This is a genomic window from Methylophaga thalassica, from assembly GCF_030159795.1.
GTDB lineage: Bacteria > Pseudomonadota > Gammaproteobacteria > Nitrosococcales > Methylophagaceae > Methylophaga > Methylophaga thalassica.
The window spans coordinates 136,628-156,534 of sequence record NZ_BSND01000003.1 but is presented as its reverse complement, the minus strand read 5'-3'; the positions used below and the strand labels follow the sequence as shown (position 1 = coordinate 156,534).

19 protein-coding genes are annotated in these 19,907 nt (G+C 41.3%); 2 read left to right on the top strand and 17 right to left on the bottom strand.

Going from position 1 to position 19,907, the window contains the following annotated elements:
• Positions 1 to 6 precede the first annotated feature (6 nt).
• The 8 genes from rseP to rpsB form a co-directional block, all read right to left on the bottom strand.
• A complete protein-coding gene (gene rseP / locus QQL60_RS00800; RefSeq protein WP_284451849.1) occupies positions 7 to 1,344 on the bottom strand; it encodes an RIP metalloprotease RseP in 1,338 nt (445 codons plus the stop codon).
• Positions 1,332 to 2,519 carry a 1-deoxy-D-xylulose-5-phosphate reductoisomerase gene (ispC, locus tag QQL60_RS00795; RefSeq protein WP_284722118.1) on the bottom strand — a complete coding sequence of 396 codons (1,188 nt, stop codon included), beginning with the start codon at positions 2,517 to 2,519 and terminating at the stop codon, positions 1,332 to 1,334. Before ispC ends, rseP begins: the two co-directional genes overlap by 13 nt.
• Positions 2,516 to 3,346 (bottom strand): phosphatidate cytidylyltransferase, encoded by an 831-nt coding sequence (locus QQL60_RS00790; protein WP_284722117.1) that lies wholly within the window; start codon positions 3,344 to 3,346, stop codon positions 2,516 to 2,518. Before QQL60_RS00790 ends, ispC begins: the two co-directional genes overlap by 4 nt.
• On the bottom strand, positions 3,339 to 4,085 hold the full coding sequence (gene uppS, locus QQL60_RS00785) for an undecaprenyl pyrophosphate synthase (protein ID WP_007145911.1): 747 nt from the start codon (positions 4,083 to 4,085) through the stop codon (positions 3,339 to 3,341). The genes QQL60_RS00790 and uppS overlap by 8 nt, the downstream gene beginning before the upstream one ends.
• A gap of 33 nt (positions 4,086 to 4,118) precedes the next feature.
• Positions 4,119 to 4,676, bottom strand: coding sequence for a ribosome recycling factor (gene frr / locus QQL60_RS00780; protein WP_273182523.1), 558 nt, complete (start codon positions 4,674 to 4,676; stop codon positions 4,119 to 4,121).
• 8 nt (positions 4,677 to 4,684) lie between these two features.
• A complete protein-coding gene (pyrH, locus tag QQL60_RS00775) occupies positions 4,685 to 5,410 on the bottom strand; it encodes a UMP kinase (protein WP_007145913.1) in 726 nt (241 codons plus the stop codon).
• A 3-nt stretch (positions 5,411 to 5,413) separates the two neighbouring features.
• Positions 5,414 to 6,295 carry a translation elongation factor Ts gene (gene tsf, locus QQL60_RS00770; RefSeq protein ID WP_007145914.1) on the bottom strand — a complete coding sequence of 294 codons (882 nt, stop codon included), beginning with the start codon at positions 6,293 to 6,295 and terminating at the stop codon, positions 5,414 to 5,416.
• A 105-nt stretch (positions 6,296 to 6,400) separates the two neighbouring features.
• Positions 6,401 to 7,153, bottom strand: coding sequence for a 30S ribosomal protein S2 (gene rpsB / locus QQL60_RS00765; RefSeq protein ID WP_284451854.1), 753 nt, complete (start codon positions 7,151 to 7,153; stop codon positions 6,401 to 6,403).
• Positions 7,154 to 7,424: 271 nt separating this feature from the next.
• On the opposite strand from rpsB, the gene map reads away from it, so the two are divergent.
• Both map and glnD read left to right on the top strand, forming a co-directional pair.
• Entirely contained in the window at positions 7,425 to 8,192 is a 768-nt protein-coding gene (gene map, locus QQL60_RS00760; RefSeq protein ID WP_284722116.1) for a type I methionyl aminopeptidase, read from the top strand.
• Positions 8,193 to 8,207: 15 nt separating this feature from the next.
• The gene (gene glnD, locus QQL60_RS00755) at positions 8,208 to 10,826 is read left to right on the top strand and encodes a [protein-PII] uridylyltransferase (protein WP_284722115.1); all 2,619 of its coding nucleotides are present in this window, start codon (positions 8,208 to 8,210) and stop codon (positions 10,824 to 10,826) included.
• Positions 10,827 to 10,870: 44 nt separating this feature from the next.
• Here the strand turns inward: glnD and QQL60_RS00750 are convergent, their stop codons facing one another.
• The 9 genes from QQL60_RS00750 to QQL60_RS00710 form a co-directional block, all read right to left on the bottom strand.
• A complete protein-coding gene (locus tag QQL60_RS00750) occupies positions 10,871 to 11,140 on the bottom strand; it encodes a ComEA family DNA-binding protein (RefSeq protein ID WP_284722114.1) in 270 nt (89 codons plus the stop codon).
• 124 nt (positions 11,141 to 11,264) lie between these two features.
• A complete protein-coding gene (locus QQL60_RS00745) occupies positions 11,265 to 11,828 on the bottom strand; it encodes a sugar transferase (protein ID WP_284722113.1) in 564 nt (187 codons plus the stop codon).
• 6 nt (positions 11,829 to 11,834) lie between these two features.
• Positions 11,835 to 12,773, bottom strand: coding sequence for an NAD-dependent epimerase/dehydratase family protein (locus QQL60_RS00740; protein ID WP_284722112.1), 939 nt, complete (start codon positions 12,771 to 12,773; stop codon positions 11,835 to 11,837).
• Between the two features lie 51 nt (positions 12,774 to 12,824).
• Positions 12,825 to 13,748 carry a glycosyltransferase gene (locus QQL60_RS00735; protein WP_284722111.1) on the bottom strand — a complete coding sequence of 308 codons (924 nt, stop codon included), beginning with the start codon at positions 13,746 to 13,748 and terminating at the stop codon, positions 12,825 to 12,827.
• Positions 13,735 to 14,868 carry a glycosyltransferase gene (locus QQL60_RS00730; RefSeq protein WP_284722110.1) on the bottom strand — a complete coding sequence of 378 codons (1,134 nt, stop codon included), beginning with the start codon at positions 14,866 to 14,868 and terminating at the stop codon, positions 13,735 to 13,737. Before QQL60_RS00730 ends, QQL60_RS00735 begins: the two co-directional genes overlap by 14 nt.
• Positions 14,869 to 14,984: 116 nt before the next feature.
• A complete protein-coding gene (locus QQL60_RS00725; protein WP_284722109.1) occupies positions 14,985 to 16,085 on the bottom strand; it encodes an acyltransferase family protein in 1,101 nt (366 codons plus the stop codon).
• Positions 16,086 to 16,324: 239 nt separating this feature from the next.
• Positions 16,325 to 17,194, bottom strand: coding sequence for a glycosyltransferase family 2 protein (locus QQL60_RS00720; protein WP_284722108.1), 870 nt, complete (start codon positions 17,192 to 17,194; stop codon positions 16,325 to 16,327).
• Positions 17,195 to 17,260: 66 nt separating this feature from the next.
• The gene (locus tag QQL60_RS00715; RefSeq protein WP_284722107.1) at positions 17,261 to 18,652 is read right to left on the bottom strand and encodes a hypothetical protein; all 1,392 of its coding nucleotides are present in this window, start codon (positions 18,650 to 18,652) and stop codon (positions 17,261 to 17,263) included.
• The gene (locus QQL60_RS00710) at positions 18,636 to 19,907 is read right to left on the bottom strand and encodes a lipopolysaccharide biosynthesis protein (protein ID WP_284722106.1); all 1,272 of its coding nucleotides are present in this window, start codon (positions 19,905 to 19,907) and stop codon (positions 18,636 to 18,638) included. Before QQL60_RS00710 ends, QQL60_RS00715 begins: the two co-directional genes overlap by 17 nt.

Below are 19,907 nucleotides of genomic sequence, written 5' to 3'. Positions count from 1 at the left end.
ATCTGATTATCCAAACACTCTTGATAGATCATTAAAAAAGGCAATAAACATGACCATTATCAAAACAAGGAAGCCCACTTTTTGAATTTGGACCTGCATAGTGTCGGAAAGCGGTTTACCTCTGACTGCTTCAAATGCAAACATAGCCAGATGACCGCCATCCAGCATAGGAATAGGTAATAAATTGAGGATCCCCAGAGTAATACTTATCATGGCAAGAAAGCTGATAAATGACATCACCCCTTGCTCAGCAGAGCTGCCTGCGATTTGTGCAATACTAATAGGGCCGCCTAAGTTATCGGTTGATACTTTTCCGGTAACCATGCCCCACAAACTCTTTAAAGTCGATGAAGAAAAATCCCAGGTTTGAATCACAGCATATTTAATTGCCTCGATCGGTCCATAACGTAACTCCGCTTGCAGCTCTTGTGGTATGGCAGTCTGACTCGCATCCACAGCAGCACCAATGCGGCCTTTACCATCCTCACCTGTTTCAGGTATCAAAGTCAGTCCTAAGCGATCACCATCTCGTAGCAGTTCAATATCTAACGTTTTACCTGCACTGGCCTGAATCAACTCAACCCATTGATTCCAACTTGGAATAGTTTCCTGTTGTGCGCTGACTAGCATATCACCTGCTTTTAAACCGGCTTTTTCTGCCGGAGAGCCAGGCATCACCTCACCGAGAATCGGTTTTATTGAGGGACGGAGTGGCTTAATCCCAATTTGCTCAAGAATATTGCCAACTTGTTCCAGGCCAACTTGAGGCAGAATGAGCGAATGTTCTTGTTTAATACTCGCTGAGCTGACGGTAATATCAATTTTTTCGCCGTACTCTGCTTTTTGAATTAATGCCTTATAAACACTATCCCATGTCGGGGTATCATTACCATCGATTTGCTGAATTTCATCGCCGGCATGCAATCCAGCTTCCGCAGCTATTGATGCTGGCCGTACATCATCAATAACCGGTTTAATACCCGATACACCCACTACTAACAAAATCCAGTAGGCCAAAACAGCAAAAAGTAAATTGGCTATGGGTCCGGCTGATACGATAGCTACACGCTTTGCAAGAGACTGGCGATTAAATGCAAACTGAGCTTGCTCTTCACTCACCGGCATTTCACGTTCATCCAACATTTTGACATAACCGCCCATGGGAATCGGAGCTAATACATACTCAGTGCCATCTTTACCGACTTTTTGCCAGATAGGTTTACCAAAGCCCACAGAAAAACGCAGCACTTTAACACCACAACGTCTGGCCACCCAGAAATGACCATATTCATGAATGATAATCAGGATAGCTAAGGCAATTAAAAAGAAAATTAATGAATGCATAAACCAATCTTGCTTTTAGCCAAGGTTCTCGCTGCAGCATCATCCGCCAGGATCTGTTCAAGTGTCGTGGCGTCGTTTACAGGCAGTTCAGTCAACACTTCTTCAATGATTCTGGCAATATCGGTAAAGCGAATTTGTTCATCTAAAAAGGCCTGTACAGCAATTTCATTGGCAGCATTCAAAATCGCCGTTGCGGTGCCACCCTCATTTAATGCTTTATATGCTAGGCGTAGGCAAGGGAATCGCGCGAAGTCAGCCGCACTAAAATCTAATCTGCCAACTTTGACGAGATCTAAAGGCTCTACACCCGATGCAATCCTATCTGGCCAGGACAACGTATTAGTAATGGGGGTGCGCATATCAGGATTCCCCATCTGTGCTAACACTGATCCATCTTCATAGTCGACCATAGAATGAATAACACTTTGTCTGTGTAAGACCACTTCAATTTGTTGACTTTGCAAACCAAACAGCCAGTGCGCTTCAATCACTTCAAGACCTTTATTCATCATGGTCGCAGAATCAACTGAAATTTTTTGTCCCATTGACCAGTTAGGATGGGCAACCGCTTGTTCAGGAGTGACATCGTCTAACTGCTCAAGATCATAGTCTCTGAATGGGCCGCCTGATGCCGTAAGAATAATTTTTCTTACACCTTTACCATTAAAATCATGATGTTGAGTATTGGCTACAGGAAGACACTGCCAGATAGCATTATGTTCACTATCCACAGGCAGCAATGTTGCACCATTCTCGGCTACGGTTTTCATAAACAAGGCACCGCTCATCACGAGTGCCTCTTTATTCGCTAGCAAGATTCGTTTACCTGCCTTTGCTGCTGCCAAGGTTGGTAATAAGCCTGCCGCACCAACAATCGCTGCTACAACAATATCCGTATTGGCTGAAGAAGAGACCTCTTCAAGCGCTTTCTTGCCAATTTTAACAATGGTTTTACTATGATTTTTTTTAAGCGCTTCAGCCAGTTTATCTGCTGCGGCAGCATCTAACATCACAGCAATTTCTGGTTCGAACTGAAGGCACTGCTGCAGCATGGATTCTACAGAACAATTAGCCGTTAAAGCATAGACTTTGAATTTTTCAGGATGAAGACTTAATACATCAAGCGTACTCAGGCCAATTGAACCAGTTGACCCCAGAATCGTCACTGATTTCATTTATAACCACCCATGATTAACATAAGGAAAGTGAAGACAGGCACTGCCGCGATTAAACTGTCAATTCTGTCTAATATTCCACCATGCCCGGGCAGCAGACTACCACTGTCTTTGACTGAGAACGCGCGTTTATACAAACTCTCAAACAAGTCACCAACAATCGATACAGCAACGGTAACAACAGCAAGTAACAGCCATTCAAACAAGGTGATTGTTGTCGGTGTTTTTACCCAATAAAAACCGATGGCCCAAATCGACGCAAACAACACGCCCCCCGCCACACCTTCCCATGTTTTATTAGGGCTGACGGCTGGTGCTAAGGCATGTTTTCCGAAGCGTTTACCGGCAAAATAACCACCCGTGTCAGCCAGCCAAACGGTGACCATCACAAAGAAGAATAGAATTGCCCCAACTTCACTAAATGCCTTGAGTGTAATGGATGAGACCACAAATACGGTGAGTATCAAAATACTGCTAATGGCCCCAAAAACTTTATTTTTAAATACATGTGACAGCCGCTCAGCCAGTGATTTATTCGAAAATCCGAGGATAACAACCAATGCAATAAGCCAGATGAGGATGCCAATACTGATAATGAAATAAGGATTAAGTTGAGTGATAGCCAGATATAAAACGATAATCAGATCAACAGCTAGCATAACCCGCATTCCCGGGCTCTGAATACCTATCATCTGATGCCATTCCCATGCAGCCAGTAATGCAACGGCAACGATCAAAGTGGTAAAGGTGGTTAATGAACTGGCAAAAACAGCCCAGACAACAAGAGGAATTAAAATAGCGGCGGTGATTAAACGTTGTTTAAGCATCAGATTGACCTTGCAATTGCTCAGAAGTACGGCCAAACCGTCTTTCACGTTTGGAAAATGAGCTGATAGCCGCATCTAATTGTTTACTATCAAATTCGGGCCATAATACGTCTGTGAAGAAAAATTCTGTATACGCCATTTGCCATAACAAGAAGTTACTGACGCGTTGCTCCCCACCAGTGCGGATAAATAAATCGGGCTCTGGCAGCGCCGATGTAGTTAATAAAGCACTGATATCTTCTTCATTAATATCTTCAGGCTTAAGCTCTCCGGTAGCTACTTTTTGTGCAATTTGCCGAACTGACTGGGTAATATCCCAACGTCCACCATAATTGGCAGCAATATTCACTATTAGCCCGGTATTATTCCGAGTTAATTCCTGCGCCTGAGCAATTTTTTGCTGTAATGTCGGTGTAAACTTATCTATATCACCAATAATGCACAACCTAATATTATTGTCGTGCAGCTTTTTGACTTGATTATCCAGTGCGTGACTAAACAATTCCATCAACAGTGATACTTCTTTGCCCGGTCTGCGCCAGTTTTCACTACTAAAGGCAAATAAACTTAAAACCTCGACACCCAGCTCAGCACAGCGTTTTACAATATCAGCCACTGTTTTCACACCAGCACGATGCCCCATAAATCGTGGCTGTAATCGACGTTTTGCCCAACGACCATTACCATCCATAATGATGGCAATGTGTTTAGGAATATTCTCTTTTGGGGGGGTATTCATTCAAGAATGGTCAATGAGAGTGTAACCAAAGGGTTACACTTCCATTAAATCCGTTTCTTTTTCTGCAAGCACATCGTCGATTTGCTTGATGGTAGCATCGGTTAGTTTCTGAATATCTTCTTCAGCACCGCGTTGCTCGTCTTCAGAAATTTCTTTTTCTTTGAGTAGGTCTTTAAGCGTACTGTTAGCATCACGACGAATATTACGTACCGCAATACGTGCATTTTCTGCTTCGTTTTTTGCGACTTTAACCAAATCACGACGACGTTCTTCGGTTAGTGGTGGAATAGGAATACGAATAGTCATACCAGCACTATTAGGATTAACACCAAGATCGGATGTCATAATCGCCTTTTCAACGACAGATACCATGTCTTTTTCCCATGGTGTCACCGTCAATGTTCTTGAATCTTCAACACCAACGTTAGCGACCTGACTCAAAGGGACATCAGAACCGTAATACGGCACTTGCAGATGATCCAGTAAGCTGGTGTGAGCACGTCCTGCACGAATTTTTGCCATTGCTGTTCCAAGTGCAGCAACACTTTTTTTCATACGATCAGCAGCATCTTTCTTGATATCTTCAATCATATTTAATCCTATTTCACTAATGTTCCAACTTGTTCGCCATAGATAATTTTTGTCAGATTACCTTTTGTATGCACATCAAACACACGTAAAGGGATCTTTTGTTCCTGACACATGACGACAGCTGTAGTATCCATTACAGCAAGGCGGTTATTGATGACTTCATCGTAGCTAAGTTCATCATAACGAACAGCATTCGGATCTTTGCGGGGATCAGCATTATAAACCCCGTCTACCTGCGTCGCTTTTAACATCAGTTCTGCGCCGATTTCTACAGCCCGTAAACTTGCCGCTGAGTCTGTGGTGAAAAAGGGATTGCCTGTGCCGGCAGCGAAAATAACTACGCGTCCTTTTTCCAGATGTCTGATGGCGCGGCGACGTAAATAATCTTCGCAAACCTCGTGGATTCTTATTGCAGACATGACACGACAGAAGGTACCGTTACGTTCCAGCGCATCTTGTAAAGCCAGGGCATTCATGACTGTCGCTAACATACCCATATGATCAGCACTGACACGATCCATACCACTCGCGGCTAGACCTGCGCCACGGAAGATATTTCCGCCACCAATGACGACACCGAGCTGAACGCCTTGCGCGTTCAGCTCAGATATCTCTTTGGCAAAACGGGAAATCACTTCTGGCTGGATGCCATACTCCGCATCCCCCATCAGTGCCTCGCCACTCAGTTTGAGCAGGACACGCTTATAAACTGGCTGACTTCCCGTTTGTGTCATAAATTACTTCCCTCTGGCTTGTGCCATTACTTCTTCAGCAAAATTGTCTTCTGCTTTTTCAATACCTTCACCGACTTCAAAGAACTCAAAAGCTTCAATTGAAGCACCGGCTTGTTTAATCAGTTTTTCAACTGTTACATCTGGATCTTTTACGAATGGTTGGCCAACCAGGCTGATTTCGTTAACGAATTTCGCCATACGGCCTTCAATCATTTTTTCGATGATGTTTTCAGGCTTGCCGCTATCACGTGCTTGAGTCGCCACGATATCACGTTCTTTGTCTAACAACTCTTGTGATAATTCATCTGGAGAAATCGCTTGTGGACGATTAGCCGCAACATGCATGGCTAAATCTTTAGCCAATTCTTCGTTACCACCTTTCAACTGCACCATTGTTCCGATGCGGTCACCGTGACGATAAAAACCGATAATGCCATCATCAGTATTTAATGAGGTGAAACGGCGAACTTGAATGTTTTCACCAATTTTTGCAACCAGTGCCTGACGAACAGTTTCAACCGTATCACCAGAATCTAGTGTTAATTGTTTTAAAGCGTCTAAGTCAGCTGGCTGAGCTTCCAGTGCTTTTTTCGCTACAGCAGAAACAAAGTTCACAAAATCGTCTGCTTTTGCCACGAAGTCAGTTTCAGAGTTCACTTCAACCATAACAGCGTGTTTGTTATCAGCACTAACTTCAATTCCGATAATACCTTCAGCAGTAATACGGTCTGCTTTTTTATCGGCTTTTGCTAAACCTGATTTACGCATTTCTTCGATAGCGACTTCAATGTCACCATTTGCTTCAACAAGTGCTTTTTTGCACTCCATCATGCCTGAGCCTGTACGCTCACGTAGTTCTTTTACTAAAGCTGCAGTAATTGCCATTGCTCTAACCCTTTTAATCTGATTGTTTTATGAATGCTCATCACTGAGCTCATATACAACACAGGCCCACCCTCGGGCGAGCCTGCTGAATTAAACTAGTAGAAATTATTCGCTGGCTGATTCAGCACTTTCTTCAGCAACTTCTACGAATTCTTCTTTTGCATCTGCAGTTGTGACAGAAGCGCGGCCTTCCAGAATGGCATCAGCAATGTTTGCAGTGTAAAGACGGATTGCACGCATTGAGTCATCATTACCTGGAATGACGTAATCAACGCCATCTGGGTTGCTGTTACTATCAACAACAGCGATAACAGGAATACCTAATTTTCTCGCTTCTTGGATCGCGATACGTTCATGTTCAACGTCAATCACAAACATCGCATCAGGCAAGCCAGTCATTTTACGAATACCGCCAATGCTTTTTTCTAATTTTTCTTGTTCACGAGCAAGATCTAATACTTCTTTTTTCTTCAGACCTTCAGTTTTACCTGACTCGATCATGTCTTGAATAGCATCCAGACGCTTGATTGATTGACGCACTGTTTGGAAGTTAGTCAACATACCACCTAACCAGCGGCGGTTAACGTATGGCATTCCGGCGCGTTCAGCATCTTCACGAATCGCATCTTGTGCTGCACGTTTGGTTCCAACGAACATGATACGGCCTTTTTTAGAAGCCAGTTTGCTGACAAAATTCAACGCATCGTTGAACATTGGTAAGCTATGTTCTAAGTTGATGATATGGATATTGTTACGTTTACCAAAGATGAATGGGCCCATTTTTGGGTTCCAGTAACGGGTTTGGTGCCCGAAATGAACGCCTGCTTCAAGCATTTGGCGCATTGTTGTTTTAGCCATGTGTATACCTTTAATAGTATGGGGTTGAACCTCCACGTACCCCAGTTGTCGACTAATTAGGCCAAACCTAATAGCACCCCGACACCTGTGACGGCACATGTGTGATTTTGCCTTCTTTCGGCGCGCATATTATTCCATACTTAAGCAACAAAACAAAGCTAAAAGAACAATTAACAGCATCGCCAGGAATGATCACTGGTGACTAAAGCTGATTTACGGCAAACTATGCCTGATATCAGAAACTTCATTTCAAAATTAGCAGGGAATTTAAATGGCTGTCAGTATAAAAACTGCCGAAGAAATTGAAAAAATGCGTGTTGCGGGAAAACTTGCCGCTGACGTTTTGACCATGATTGAACCACATGTCCAGGCTGGTATAACCACTGAAGAGCTCAATCAAATCTGTCATGATTACATCGTCAATGAACAACAAGCCATTCCTGCCCCTCTAAATTACCACGGCTTCCCCCGCTCAATATGTACCTCGGTTAACCATGTTATCTGTCATGGCATTCCCAGTGAGAAAAAACTGAAAGATGGCGATATTATCAATATCGATATCACGGTCATTAAAGACGGTTACCATGGCGATACCAGTAAAATGTTTCAAATTGGTAAAACATCTATCTTGGCTCAACGTCTTTGTCGTGTCGCCCGTGAATCTATGTTTGTGGGTATTGAAATGGTTAAGCCCGGTATCCGTCTGGGTGATATTGGTCATGCTATTCAGACCTATGCAGAGAAAGAAAACTTCTCGGTTGTTCGTGAATACTGTGGTCATGGCATCGGCCAGGTCTTTCATGAAGATCCTCAAGTCCTTCACTACGGCACACCTGGTACCGGACTTGAACTCAAACCCGGTATGACCTTCACTATCGAGCCTATGATTAATGCCGGTAAACGTCACGTCCGTCAATTACCCGATGGCTGGACCGTGGTGACCAAAGACCGTTCCTTATCAGCACAATGGGAACACACCATTTTAGTGACTGATAACGGTTATGAGATTCTGACCTTACGTGAAGAAGAAACCGTTTAATCTATAAGGTGTTGTATGCCTCAGCAGACTCTATCTATCTGGGAAGTCGGTAACTTAGTTATACCTTCTGATGCAGAGGTAACCAATGAAATTTGTCGCCAGGCCTTAAAACAAGGCCAGTTATACCTGCAACAACAATTTGATTCGGGCAGCCCGATTGAAGAATTAGTCTATCAACGTGCCTCTTTTGTTGATGAAATTCTTAATCAGATCTGGCAACAACACATTTCTGATGATACGCCTGTCAGTTTAATTGCTGTCGGTGGATATGGTCGTGGTGAGCTTCACCCCTACTCTGATATTGATGTTTTAATCTTACTTGATGAGTCAATCTCTGACTCTCCGCCGGATTCTCTATCGAGCTTCCTGACTCAACTTTGGGATGTGGGTCTAGAAATTGGTCATAGCGTCAGAACCATACAGGAATGCCGCCAACAGGCTGAAGAAGACATCACCATTGCCACCAATTTGCTTGAAGCACGCCTTTTATGTGGTGCCAGCACTCTGTTTGAGTCTCTGCAACAATTGACCGTCACCAATAAAACCTGGGATACACGGCGTTTTTTTGAATTAAAAAGACAAGAACAATTAGAACGTCATCAGCGTTATAACGATACCGCCAATAATCTTGAACCAAATATTAAAGAATCACCGGGCGGGCTCAGAGATATTCAGGTCGTCAACTGGGTAGCTCAACAGCATTTCGATGTTAAAAATCTGGAAGGACTTCGTCAAAAAGGGTTTCTGGCGAATAGCGAATATGAAACTTTACAAAAAGCGCAAAACTTTTTGTGGACAATCCGCTTTGTACTGCATCACCTTGCAGGTCGTAAACAAGAAAAGTTGATGATCGACTTTCAGCGAGAACTCGCTAAGAAATTGGGGTATAAAGACGACGACTCTCGACTCGCTGTAGAAAAATTCATGAAGGATTATTATCGTTGTGCCCGCTCTGTCAGGCAAATGAATAGTCTCTTACTACAGCTGTTTGAAGAGACAATTATCCTCGCCGATGAACCTCGTGAAGTCAGAGTAATTAATCGTCGCTTCCAATCACATAATGGCTATCTTGAAACAATCAACCCTGGCATCTTTGCTTACTATCCATATGCCTTATTAGAAGTCTTTCTTATTCTTCAACAAAACCCGGAACTCAAAGGAGTCAGAGCGTCGACTATTCGTCAGATTCATGCCCACTTACACTTAATTGATGATAATTTCCGCCGTGATATAAAAAACCGAACTTTATTTATGGAAATTATTCGTCAGCCAAAAGGCGTGACGCATGAGTTTCGTCGAATGAATGAATTAGGGGTTTTAGGTGCTTACCTGCCTGAATTCGGTCGCGTCGTCGGCCAAATGCAGCATGATTTATTTCATGCCTATACAGTCGATGAACATACTCTATTTCTGGTCGGCAATTTAAGACGTTTCTCCTGTGAAGAAAACCGAGAAGAGTTTCCTTTATGTTCAGAAGTGTTCAATCAACTGCCTAAACCGGAAATACTCTATATAGCAGGCATTTATCATGATATTGCCAAAGGTAGAGGTGGCGATCATAGTGTATTAGGTGTGGTTGATGCCAAAGCATTTTGCGAAAGGCATAACCTGAGTGATTATGATACGAGTATTGTGGCTTTTCTGATTCGTCATCACCTTGCTATGTCGACGACGGCTCAGAAAAGTGATTTGGAAGATCCGACTGTCATCAAAAAATTTGCTGACTTGGTAGAGACAACAGAACAACTGAATTATCTCTATTTATTAACGGTTGCTGATATCAGAGCCACTAATAATAACTTGTGGAATGGTTGGCGAGATTCGTTATTGAAACAGCTTTACCACAGCACCCACCAGTGGATTGAACATACTGAGGCTCAAGCAAAAAGTACACGTGAAAAGAGCTACAAAAAATACCAGGAAGCGATGCAACAACTGCTAGCTAATGGCCGCAGCCAAGAAGATATCAGTCAGCTCTGGCATGCCTATGATTTGGACTACTTCCTCAGGCATTCAATTGATGAACTCGTTTGGCAATCAGAGCAACGTTTAGATCATATGGATGACGATCCATTGATCGCACTGAGAAAACATAATGATCAACTGACGCTAGAAATATTTATTGTCACACATGATCGGGCCGGTATTTTTGCTGCCATAACGGCAGCGCTTGAGCAATGCCAACTCAATGTATTGGACGCAAAAATCAATGTCACCAATGAACATGATGCATTAAATACGTTTATCGTTAATGGTGACAGACTTGATACCAGACAAATTACCCGTTCGCTTGAAAAGCAACTCGCCAACACTTCTCATGTGAAGCCATATAGCCCTACCATCACACCGAGAACAATGAAGCTATTTAAAACACAGCCGAATATTGAGTTTGAAACCAACCCACAACAAAACCATACCGTGATGTCCTTACATACACATGACAGACCTGGATTGGTTTCGGCTATCGCTCAAGTCTTTCTGGCTTGTAAGGTTCAGCTCATTAACGCCAAAATTAATACACTCGGCGACCAAGTTGAAGACGTATTTTTCATTACCACAGCAGATGATAATTCGCTTGATGAACTGGAAGAAAATAATCTAAAAGAGCAACTACTGGTCAACTTGTCACACTAAAAAAAACGGCATGAGATACATGCCGTTTTTTTTAAATAGAAAGCTTAATTTTGAGAAACAGTCAGGTCATTAGACAGTTTTTCTAACTTTTTATCACCAATACCTTTGACGTTAGCCAGCTCATCTACCGTTTTGAATTTTCCGTGAGCATCACGATATTGAATAATGGCATCTGCTGTTGAAGGTCCAACACCATTTAACATCTGCAACTCTTCTGAGGTCGCTGTGTTCAGATCAATCTTATCGGCAGCGTATGCTAGAGAAGTGCTGAGAAAAAACGATAAGACCAATGCAAAAAATGATTTTCGTAACATAATCCATACTCCATGTTAAAACTAAGTCCATAAACAGTTTCTCCTGAAACTGAAGTTTTAGATTAGATGAAAAAACGAATAAAAATCAAACAGACTTTTTGCATTGTGTGAGCTTGCTCACAACTCACTTCCTGATCCTGTCCCCCGCTCCCTTGCCAGTCAAAGTGAGAAAAATTAAATAGAAATACTGTTTAACTGAAAACGAGGCAATCATTTTGGCATCTGTTTCAGCAAGCAACTCAGGGGTCGACATATCGATATCATTGACCTGAGCCAAACCGGTTATACCAGGGCGCACAGAGAACACATTCAGCTTATTTCTCGCCTCAATTAACTCATACTGGCTTTCCAGGCATGGCCTTGGACCAACCAAACTCATATCGCCTTTTAATACATTCCAAAGCTGAGGAAGTTCATCGAGTTTAGTCCTTCTGAGGAACCGCCCGAAAGGTGTTATTAGAGAGGCATTCGCCAAATGTGAAGCCATATCCGCCGTGTCTTTTTTCATTGTCCTGAACTTGACTAGCGTAAACGGCTTTTGGCCACGTCCAACCCGTTGTTGCCGGAATATCGGTGAACCTGTGTCAAACACGCCAAAAATCACGATAATTAACAGTATTGGCAAACCAATAATCAGCCCCATAATTGAAAACACGATATCCAGACTACGAATAATGCCATTCATCATCTTAACTTACTCAACATCCCTACATTTTTTCATTTGTTCACTCATCGTTATTACCGGCTCCCACTGAAGCTGCGTCTTGGCTTTAGTAATATCCAGTGCTAAATTGCCATATAACTGATCGACCATATTGCCTTTTCCCACCAGCTTGAGCAGGTGACGCAATATTGTAGCGGGGAAATAGAATAATGCTGTTTTCAACTGCATTGCCTGAATCAGTGTTGAAAGAAACATCGTTAATGACACATCGTCTCCATCAGAGATAAGGTAAGTCTGATTTTTGGCCGCGGGGTGTGGCAAAACAACCGCAATAAAGCTCACCAAATTCTCAACCGCAACAAAAGCCCGTTGATTTCTCACCCCTGCAAACGGTAATGGCCACTGTTTTTTTAAAATACGCAGCAATGTAGAAAAATTACCCGGCGCATCTGGCCCATAAGTCATGGGTGGACGAATGATCACAACATCCATCTCTGTTTCAGCAGCAAGCTGCATTAATGCCTTTTCTGCTTCCCACTTCGACTGTGCGTAAGCATTATGCGGATTAGGCTCATCAGTTTCGCTAAACGGCTTATCGTTGCTGACATTGCCATTCACCCCAATCGTGCTGATAAAAATAAACCGCTCAACACCCGCTCTTGCAGCCTGCCGAGCCAAATTGATCGTACCTAAGCTATTCACTTCACAAAAACTGTCAACTGAGCTATCGGCATCACCTTGAAAAACATGCACATGAGCCGCACAGTGCACAACATGACTCACCCCCACCAACGCCTCCGACCAATCGGATTGGCTGTTGATGGTTATGGCGACATCACGGCACGCGGGCTTAGGTGAAACAGTATTAATCTGACGAAAACACCGAACAAGCTGATGCTTATTCTGCAATAACTGGCTAACTAAATGCCTGCCGACAAAACCGTTTGCCCCCGTTACCAAAACGCGCATAGGTTTTCTTTAATTGCCATTCTGAAAAAAAAGCCCGTTATCTCTTTATGTTTATTTTTCAAGTTTAAGCAATCCAAACAATAACATTACCAATAAAAAACAGGCATCTCGAGGTCTTCGGCGTAATTGAAAAAAATGCTTCAATAAAAATAATCGGTTTGTTTTGAAATTAGGAACATTCTTGCCAAACAGCAAAAAATATAACTGTATCTGCTCAGCGTACCAATCGTCGCGAATCATGCGTAATCTGGATAATATCGCTTTTACGCCATAATTAAACCCAACCTGATTTGATGCATGCTGTCGATACATCATTGTTGGTGCTTCATCAATATGCCAAGCATAGCCATGACTTCTTACAAAGGCATACAGTGTCCAATCATGCAGTTGCAATCGTTTAAAAATGGCTTCATGACGACGCATAAACGTTTTAAAGTCATTCATAACGGCAGTTTTAAGAACATAGGTACAACCTGGCCCAGCGGCTTCGAAGAAATAATCGAACTGCTTCTGACGAAATGATTTTTTCACTAAAACCTGTTTACCACTCGGCCAAAAAGCGGTGACATTTGAAGAAAAAGCATCAACACCTTGTTGATTGATGACCTTAATCGAATCCGATAATTTATCACTCAGCCAACTATCATCCTGATCGGCCAAAGCGATATAGTCATACTTTTCAAAATTTGCTTCTCGAATTAAGCGAAAAAAGTTAGCTGCTGCACCGCCAAAGCGTTCCCCATATGGCAACAATTGAATATTCGAATAGACTTTTGCCAGCCGGGTGCACGTTTGATACGTCTCATCCGTAGACTGATCAACGCTAATCAATACATCCAGTTCAACATTTTTCTGATTCAGAATAGTGTGTATCTGCTCCTCAATCCACTCATCTCCATTAAAAGCCGCAAGAAGCACCAATACTTTAAGAACTGACTCATTTACTGTCATTGCGTTTATCTTAGTCAGACTCATGCATCACCGTCAGGTAGTGTTGAAACCACTTATCAGGCGTTTTAAACCGCTCAAAGCGTGACACACTCAACGCTGAGTATTGTCTATATGTAGACTCATCAAAAAGCGTCCCAATAATAAGATTAGCACACCCCACCACATCATCAGGCAGGTAATACAGCCCGGCTTTGCCATTGATAGCATGCGCATATTCAAGATCAGGAACAACAACAGGCAAGCCATAACACATTGCCTCAATTAACGGATTACCAAATGTTTCGGCTTTCGATGGAAAAATAAATGCATGAGCAGACAGGTAATACTCAACCAGTTCTGTCTGACTAACTTCAGTTAAATTATGAATCGAAACATCACTGTCATTGATCGCTTCCAAAAATGACTTTGCCTCGCCTATCTCAGGGTTAACGGTGACAAAAATACTGTGTTTGATACCACGCTGAGCTAATTCCCTGGATAAGTTAACCAAAAACACATGGTTTTTATGCGGATAAAACCGACTGACATAAAGCAATTTCAAATCATTTTTAACAGCCGCTTGCCGACGTTCAATCAGATCCGCAGGGTCATGAGGATGAGCAAAGCTGTAACTGATCGGGTTAGGGATTATTTCAACATCGAAGCGAGGCTTTGGATACTTACGTTCCAGCTGCCGAGCCATGTAATCGCTTTGCACTACAATGTGATCGGCATTTTTAGTCGTAATATAAAAGGCCACCCGCTTTAACCACTCGGTAATCTTGCTACTAAGTTCCAATTGCTCATATAACCTGTCATCCACCAAATAAGGATGATGCAGCAATACTGTTTTAGTTGCGCAAACGGGGGAAAACAAGAAATTACCAAATGCTAAGAGATGTTTTATTTTATTCCGCCAGACCAAAAAAGGAATGAAACACAACTCCAAATACACGCGAAAAAGCACTTTTAACAAAGTACTACGTGGACAAAATAAACGTATAAAACGCACGTTATCGGTGTTTTGGTAATGCGAATAATCTGAAATATCAGGGATTAGAATCAGGAAAGATAAGCGGCTATCTATCGCCTCATTAATAAAGTTGAAAGCAATATTCTTAGGGCCTGCACCTTTTTGATTGTATAAATTAGCCAGTTTATTCATTCTGTTTTAAACACTTCTAACCAAACAAGTACATTGAACTCACTCAGCAGAGTATTTGTGCACATAAATTTTCTCATCAGTGGGTGTTAATCATTTTATCGACTGTACTCGTACCACTAATGTTTTTCTTTAATATTCTTTGACAAAGACACCAACTTTAACCATTGATAGTTTGTATTTGATGTGGCTTTTTTCCCAAATGCGATTAACTTTTTTTCATACAAGCTGAAGCTGAGTAATGCTGCAATTATTGTCACAATAATTGTTAGTCCAAACTGTATATATGGGCTGGCAATACCAAGCTTTTCTAATATATAACCTAAATACAGATTAACTATCGGATGTAGCAAATAAATGCCGTAAGTGACTAACCCAAACTGCTCTAATGGATATTTAAGAGCAATCGGCACATTATTTTCCCATTTTGAAAAAGAATAAAAAGATATGACTAAAAATATCGATGCGAACATAAAAATGATTCTATTTACACCCGTTACGATTGCAATTTTATCTCCACTCACTGGGTATGACGCAAAAATAGCTAAAGTCAAAGTAAAGATTATCACTGTGCTTATGCAACTGATATCTACTCGATTGTAATAAATCGCAATCCCCGCCACATAAAGAAACAAATTATTAAATGGATTGATGTATAAATGCCTCTGTTCAGTGAGAGATTGTTGTGGCATGAGCAGAGCAAAACAAAAAATCAAAGCAACAATAAATGTCGCTAAAAGAAATAAATTACCCAAAAGTTTGTTTTTCTCATACATCATGAGAATCAGGGGTGTCATAGCATAGTAGACCATCTCATTACCAATCGACCAAGCCCCCGTATTCATATAATCAGAAGGAGAGATAAACCCAAATAGAGTTGTTATATTGAGAAAAACCTGTGTTATCGAAATATCTTCACCAGCAGCTAATTTATAAACAACTAGCAATGCAACACATAGCCATAATAATGGCCATATTCTGAATACACGCCGAATATAAAAAGTTACGGCTGTTCGTTTATCAGTTATATACTTAGAATAGACTATCGCCATACTTAAGCCTGACAACACAAAAAATATTGACACGCCATAAATACCAAAGCGTCCTAGCATAGAGGATGAATCGAGCTTAAAAAAATGCCATGACGTCAAGTGATAAATCATTATTGTTAGCGCCATAAGCCCGCGCAGCCAATCAAGAGATTCAACTCTACTAATCATGCAAAATCATCCTTTGCTTTATTTCCATGCACAAATTTCACCTTTAATATCTTTCTAGTTTTAACAGTGCATCTACAAGTTAAATATCAATCAGCCAGTGATGTCTCAGATTAAACACCGGCCTCAATCTATACACATCACAGTTGCACTAAACACATAAAGCATTCACTTAATTAATTCTTAATTGAAATTTAATACTATTACGTAGCATCGAGCACGTCTGTATAAGCATTATTTGTTCACCTAAGCGGTTTGCCGCCCAAAAGTAAACGCATAATTTCACCCAGCATAATCACTTTTAATAGCCAAAATATAATTACAGCAAAACCCACATCGCGTTTTTTGTGGTTCTTTAACAATATTTTTGCATAACGAATCGGAGGAATTAGATGCCAAAGCATGTATTTCAGAATACGTTTTTCCATTTTTGCACGCAGAAATCCGCCGCCAGTAATTCGTCTGGATTTACGGATCAACTCTTCAATTGATTTTCTAGCCGGGTGACCGACTCGTGTTTGAGGTGAATACGTCAGTCCATAACCTAGTTCAGTAGCCCGTTTATTCCAATCCATATCGCCGCCGGACATAAGGGTTGCATTAAAACTCCCCACTTTATCCAGCACATCTCGACGAACAAAGAGATTAGCTGTAACAGAAACACCTTTATTAACATTGTGCTGCTGATTAAATGCTGTAACAGAATCAAACTTCCAGGTTAACCAAGAGCCATCATTCTCTCTAAAAATAGATATCGCACCGGCTATGCGGTCAATGTTGCTAGAAGTTTGAAATAAATTGGCCGCTGACTCGAGCCAATCAGCTTCAGGTAAACAGTCCGAATCAGTAAACGCTATAATATTTCCCTTGGCATGTTTTAACGCCGCATTTCTCGCCGCATAAGAGCCTGGCATTATTTCCGTTAGAATTGTTATGTTCGAGCACAGAGAATCTGACAAACTTCTAGGAGCCAATTCTGAAGGATCATTATTAACAATAATCACTTCGTAATGACTTGCTGAATAGGTTTGATTATTTATTGCTTCGATGCAATTTAAAAGTCTATTCCAATCTTTATAAGTAGGAATTATTATCGAAATAAAAGGGGGCATTCCAGTAAAAATCCAATCCTTTGATATCTTGCTAATCGTATGAGGTTGTACGAGTAACAAAAATAGTTATTTATTATCATAAAAACTGACGTAACCCGGTAACTCTTCGGGCTGAACACCTTCCGAAATTTTCATTAAACAGTCGGCGACCAACTGTCCTTCCTTACCATCCCATTCTGTTAAATAAGTTGCACTGTAGTAACGGACGGCATTCTTATTCGACTGCTCATCCTGTTTCACCCTGTCCATAAGCATCAAGACTTCGTCGACTGATGAGGCGGTTAACGCCAGCCCATGCTTAACATAACCATAATAATCAGGCTGATCAGGCTCCATTAACTCATAATAAATCGGCATAACTCCAGCGAGTGCAGCTTCTAAATGTATACTGCTGTTACCTGCAATTAACCAGCTAATCTGCTCCATAAAAGTGGATATGGGTTCTTGCTTGGGATCACTTAACGTTACTTTACTACTCTTAGAAAATGCATCGTGAAATTGCTGTTTCTCTTGATTTGAAAGAGCAGGATGCCACCGAAGACGAACATTCATGCCATGTTCCACCAGCTTGTTAATAAATGCTATGCCAAGAACAGCGTCATCAAGTGCATTTAAGGCAATACCTAATATATTGGTGGGTGATTTTTCGATCCTTTTTAGATGCTTTTTTTGCCCCGACAGAATCACTTCAGGAATCGGTGCCCTACGAAAAGTTGATGGCTGATTAAGTTCACATTCTCTATACGTATCAAGTGCTGACTGCCCATCCAAAAATGCATAATTTACTCTTAATGCTGGGAATATATTGCTGACGGAGGCGTGCTGTAAATAGACTGTTTTTATACCAAAATGATGGGCAACCGCCAGCATACAACGATTAGGAACGCTATGATCATTTGCTGTGATAACAAATTCAGGTTTGTTCTGTGAAAAAGCACTGTGGAAATAGACTAAATACTTATAGACGTTACAAAAATAAGCAAAATGCCAACGCACCGAAACAGGATGAATGGCTTTTACCATCCGGTATAAACCAATCCCACGCCTGAAAAATAACACGGCTACTCGTACTGCTTCCAAAGGAGAGAGCTGCAAGGTTATATAGCCTCGCTGCTCTCGTTCTTTTTCTGAAAGTACTGTTCGGTTAAGAACCACTACAGATCTCTCACCACCGCGCTCTATTGAAGCTAGAGTTTGCTCCAATGAAGCAAGTTGATTTGCAGAACCCACAAAACTAAAAAATGTTGAGGGGTGTAGAGATCTATTTGTTTTAGCAAACCGTGTATCAAGAAATAAAACATATAAGAACTTGACGATTTGGAGAAAGAGACCACTGTGTGGTGGTTTCACCTTGGTGAACAAGGTTCGATTGTGTAATTGTTTTCCATGTAAATAACACAACCACAACTCTGATTCAGCAGCCAAAATACATTTAATATCTCTATACCAGCTCATCATTCTTTTTACTTTGTTCTCGTAAAAACCACGGCATCGGATAATTATGACGCTGGTATTCAAAAACCATAAAAGCACTAATAGCAAACGCCACAACTGTTGAATATGCTGCTCCTAACGCACCATATTGACTAATAAAGAAATAATTCAAAACAATATTCACCACCGCTGCCGTCACTGTACTTAAGGCTAAAAACCCCGTTTTGCTAATATGAACCAAATAGGGAAAGAAAATTTTATAAACGCCCTGAACCGCATACCCTAGAGCGATCCACCAGATAAACTTTGCCGCATCGACATATCGCTCATCGACAATATAGGGTAAAAACCATTCTCCAACAGTAGACATAACGTAGGCAAAGACAAAAATGCCTACGATATAAGCATATGTAAATTTCACTATTGTGGCTTTTCTCTGATAGGTAGGCTCTACCAATTGCTCATAAAACCACGGGCTCCATGCCTTGATATAAGCATCCGTTAACAAAGTAACCAACTTACCAAAGCTGTAGCCTATGGCATAAAGCGACACGGCCTCCAACCCCACTAGTTTTTCTATAAAAAGACGGTCACTAGTGGCAATAGCAACACCTCCCAGGACGTGAGGTATCAAAGGAAAGGATAATCTTAGAATCGACTTGATTACAGTCTTGTTGAAAATAAAACGTAAGTAACCTCGTTTGAACATATACGAGACACCAATAACACTCACCACAAGGGAGGCAATCGTCATACCAATCACTTGGGATAACCAACCTGTGTCAAAGACAACCAAAAACAATATGGTAACCGCGGCACTAAGGAATGCATTCGAAAGCTCAAATGCACCAAATGTATAAGCCTTGCCTTCATTTCTTAAAACGGATAGATGAATCTGGTTAGCCATACTTAGAAATCCCAGAGGAGGTAGAATTAATAAGTATTTAGCAGGGACAGAAAAAAAAGACTCTTTCAGACCTACAACTATCAGCATGACTAAACAATAAAATGACGTTGTGATCAGAAGTACAAAAAATACATTGCCTGTTATTAGACCCAATTCAGACTTTGTCTTACTAAAGAAATTCTTAGTCACATTAGCATGCATAGACATGCCAACAAACGCATTCATCATAGAATTTAATACAAGAAATATTGCAAGTATGCCAAATTCTTCTGGCGGCAAATATTCAGTAAGAAATGGTAAAAGTATGAATGGCGCGCCCTTACTTATAAGGCTTGCGCCAAGATATATGGAGGTATTTTTAATAACCTTCAT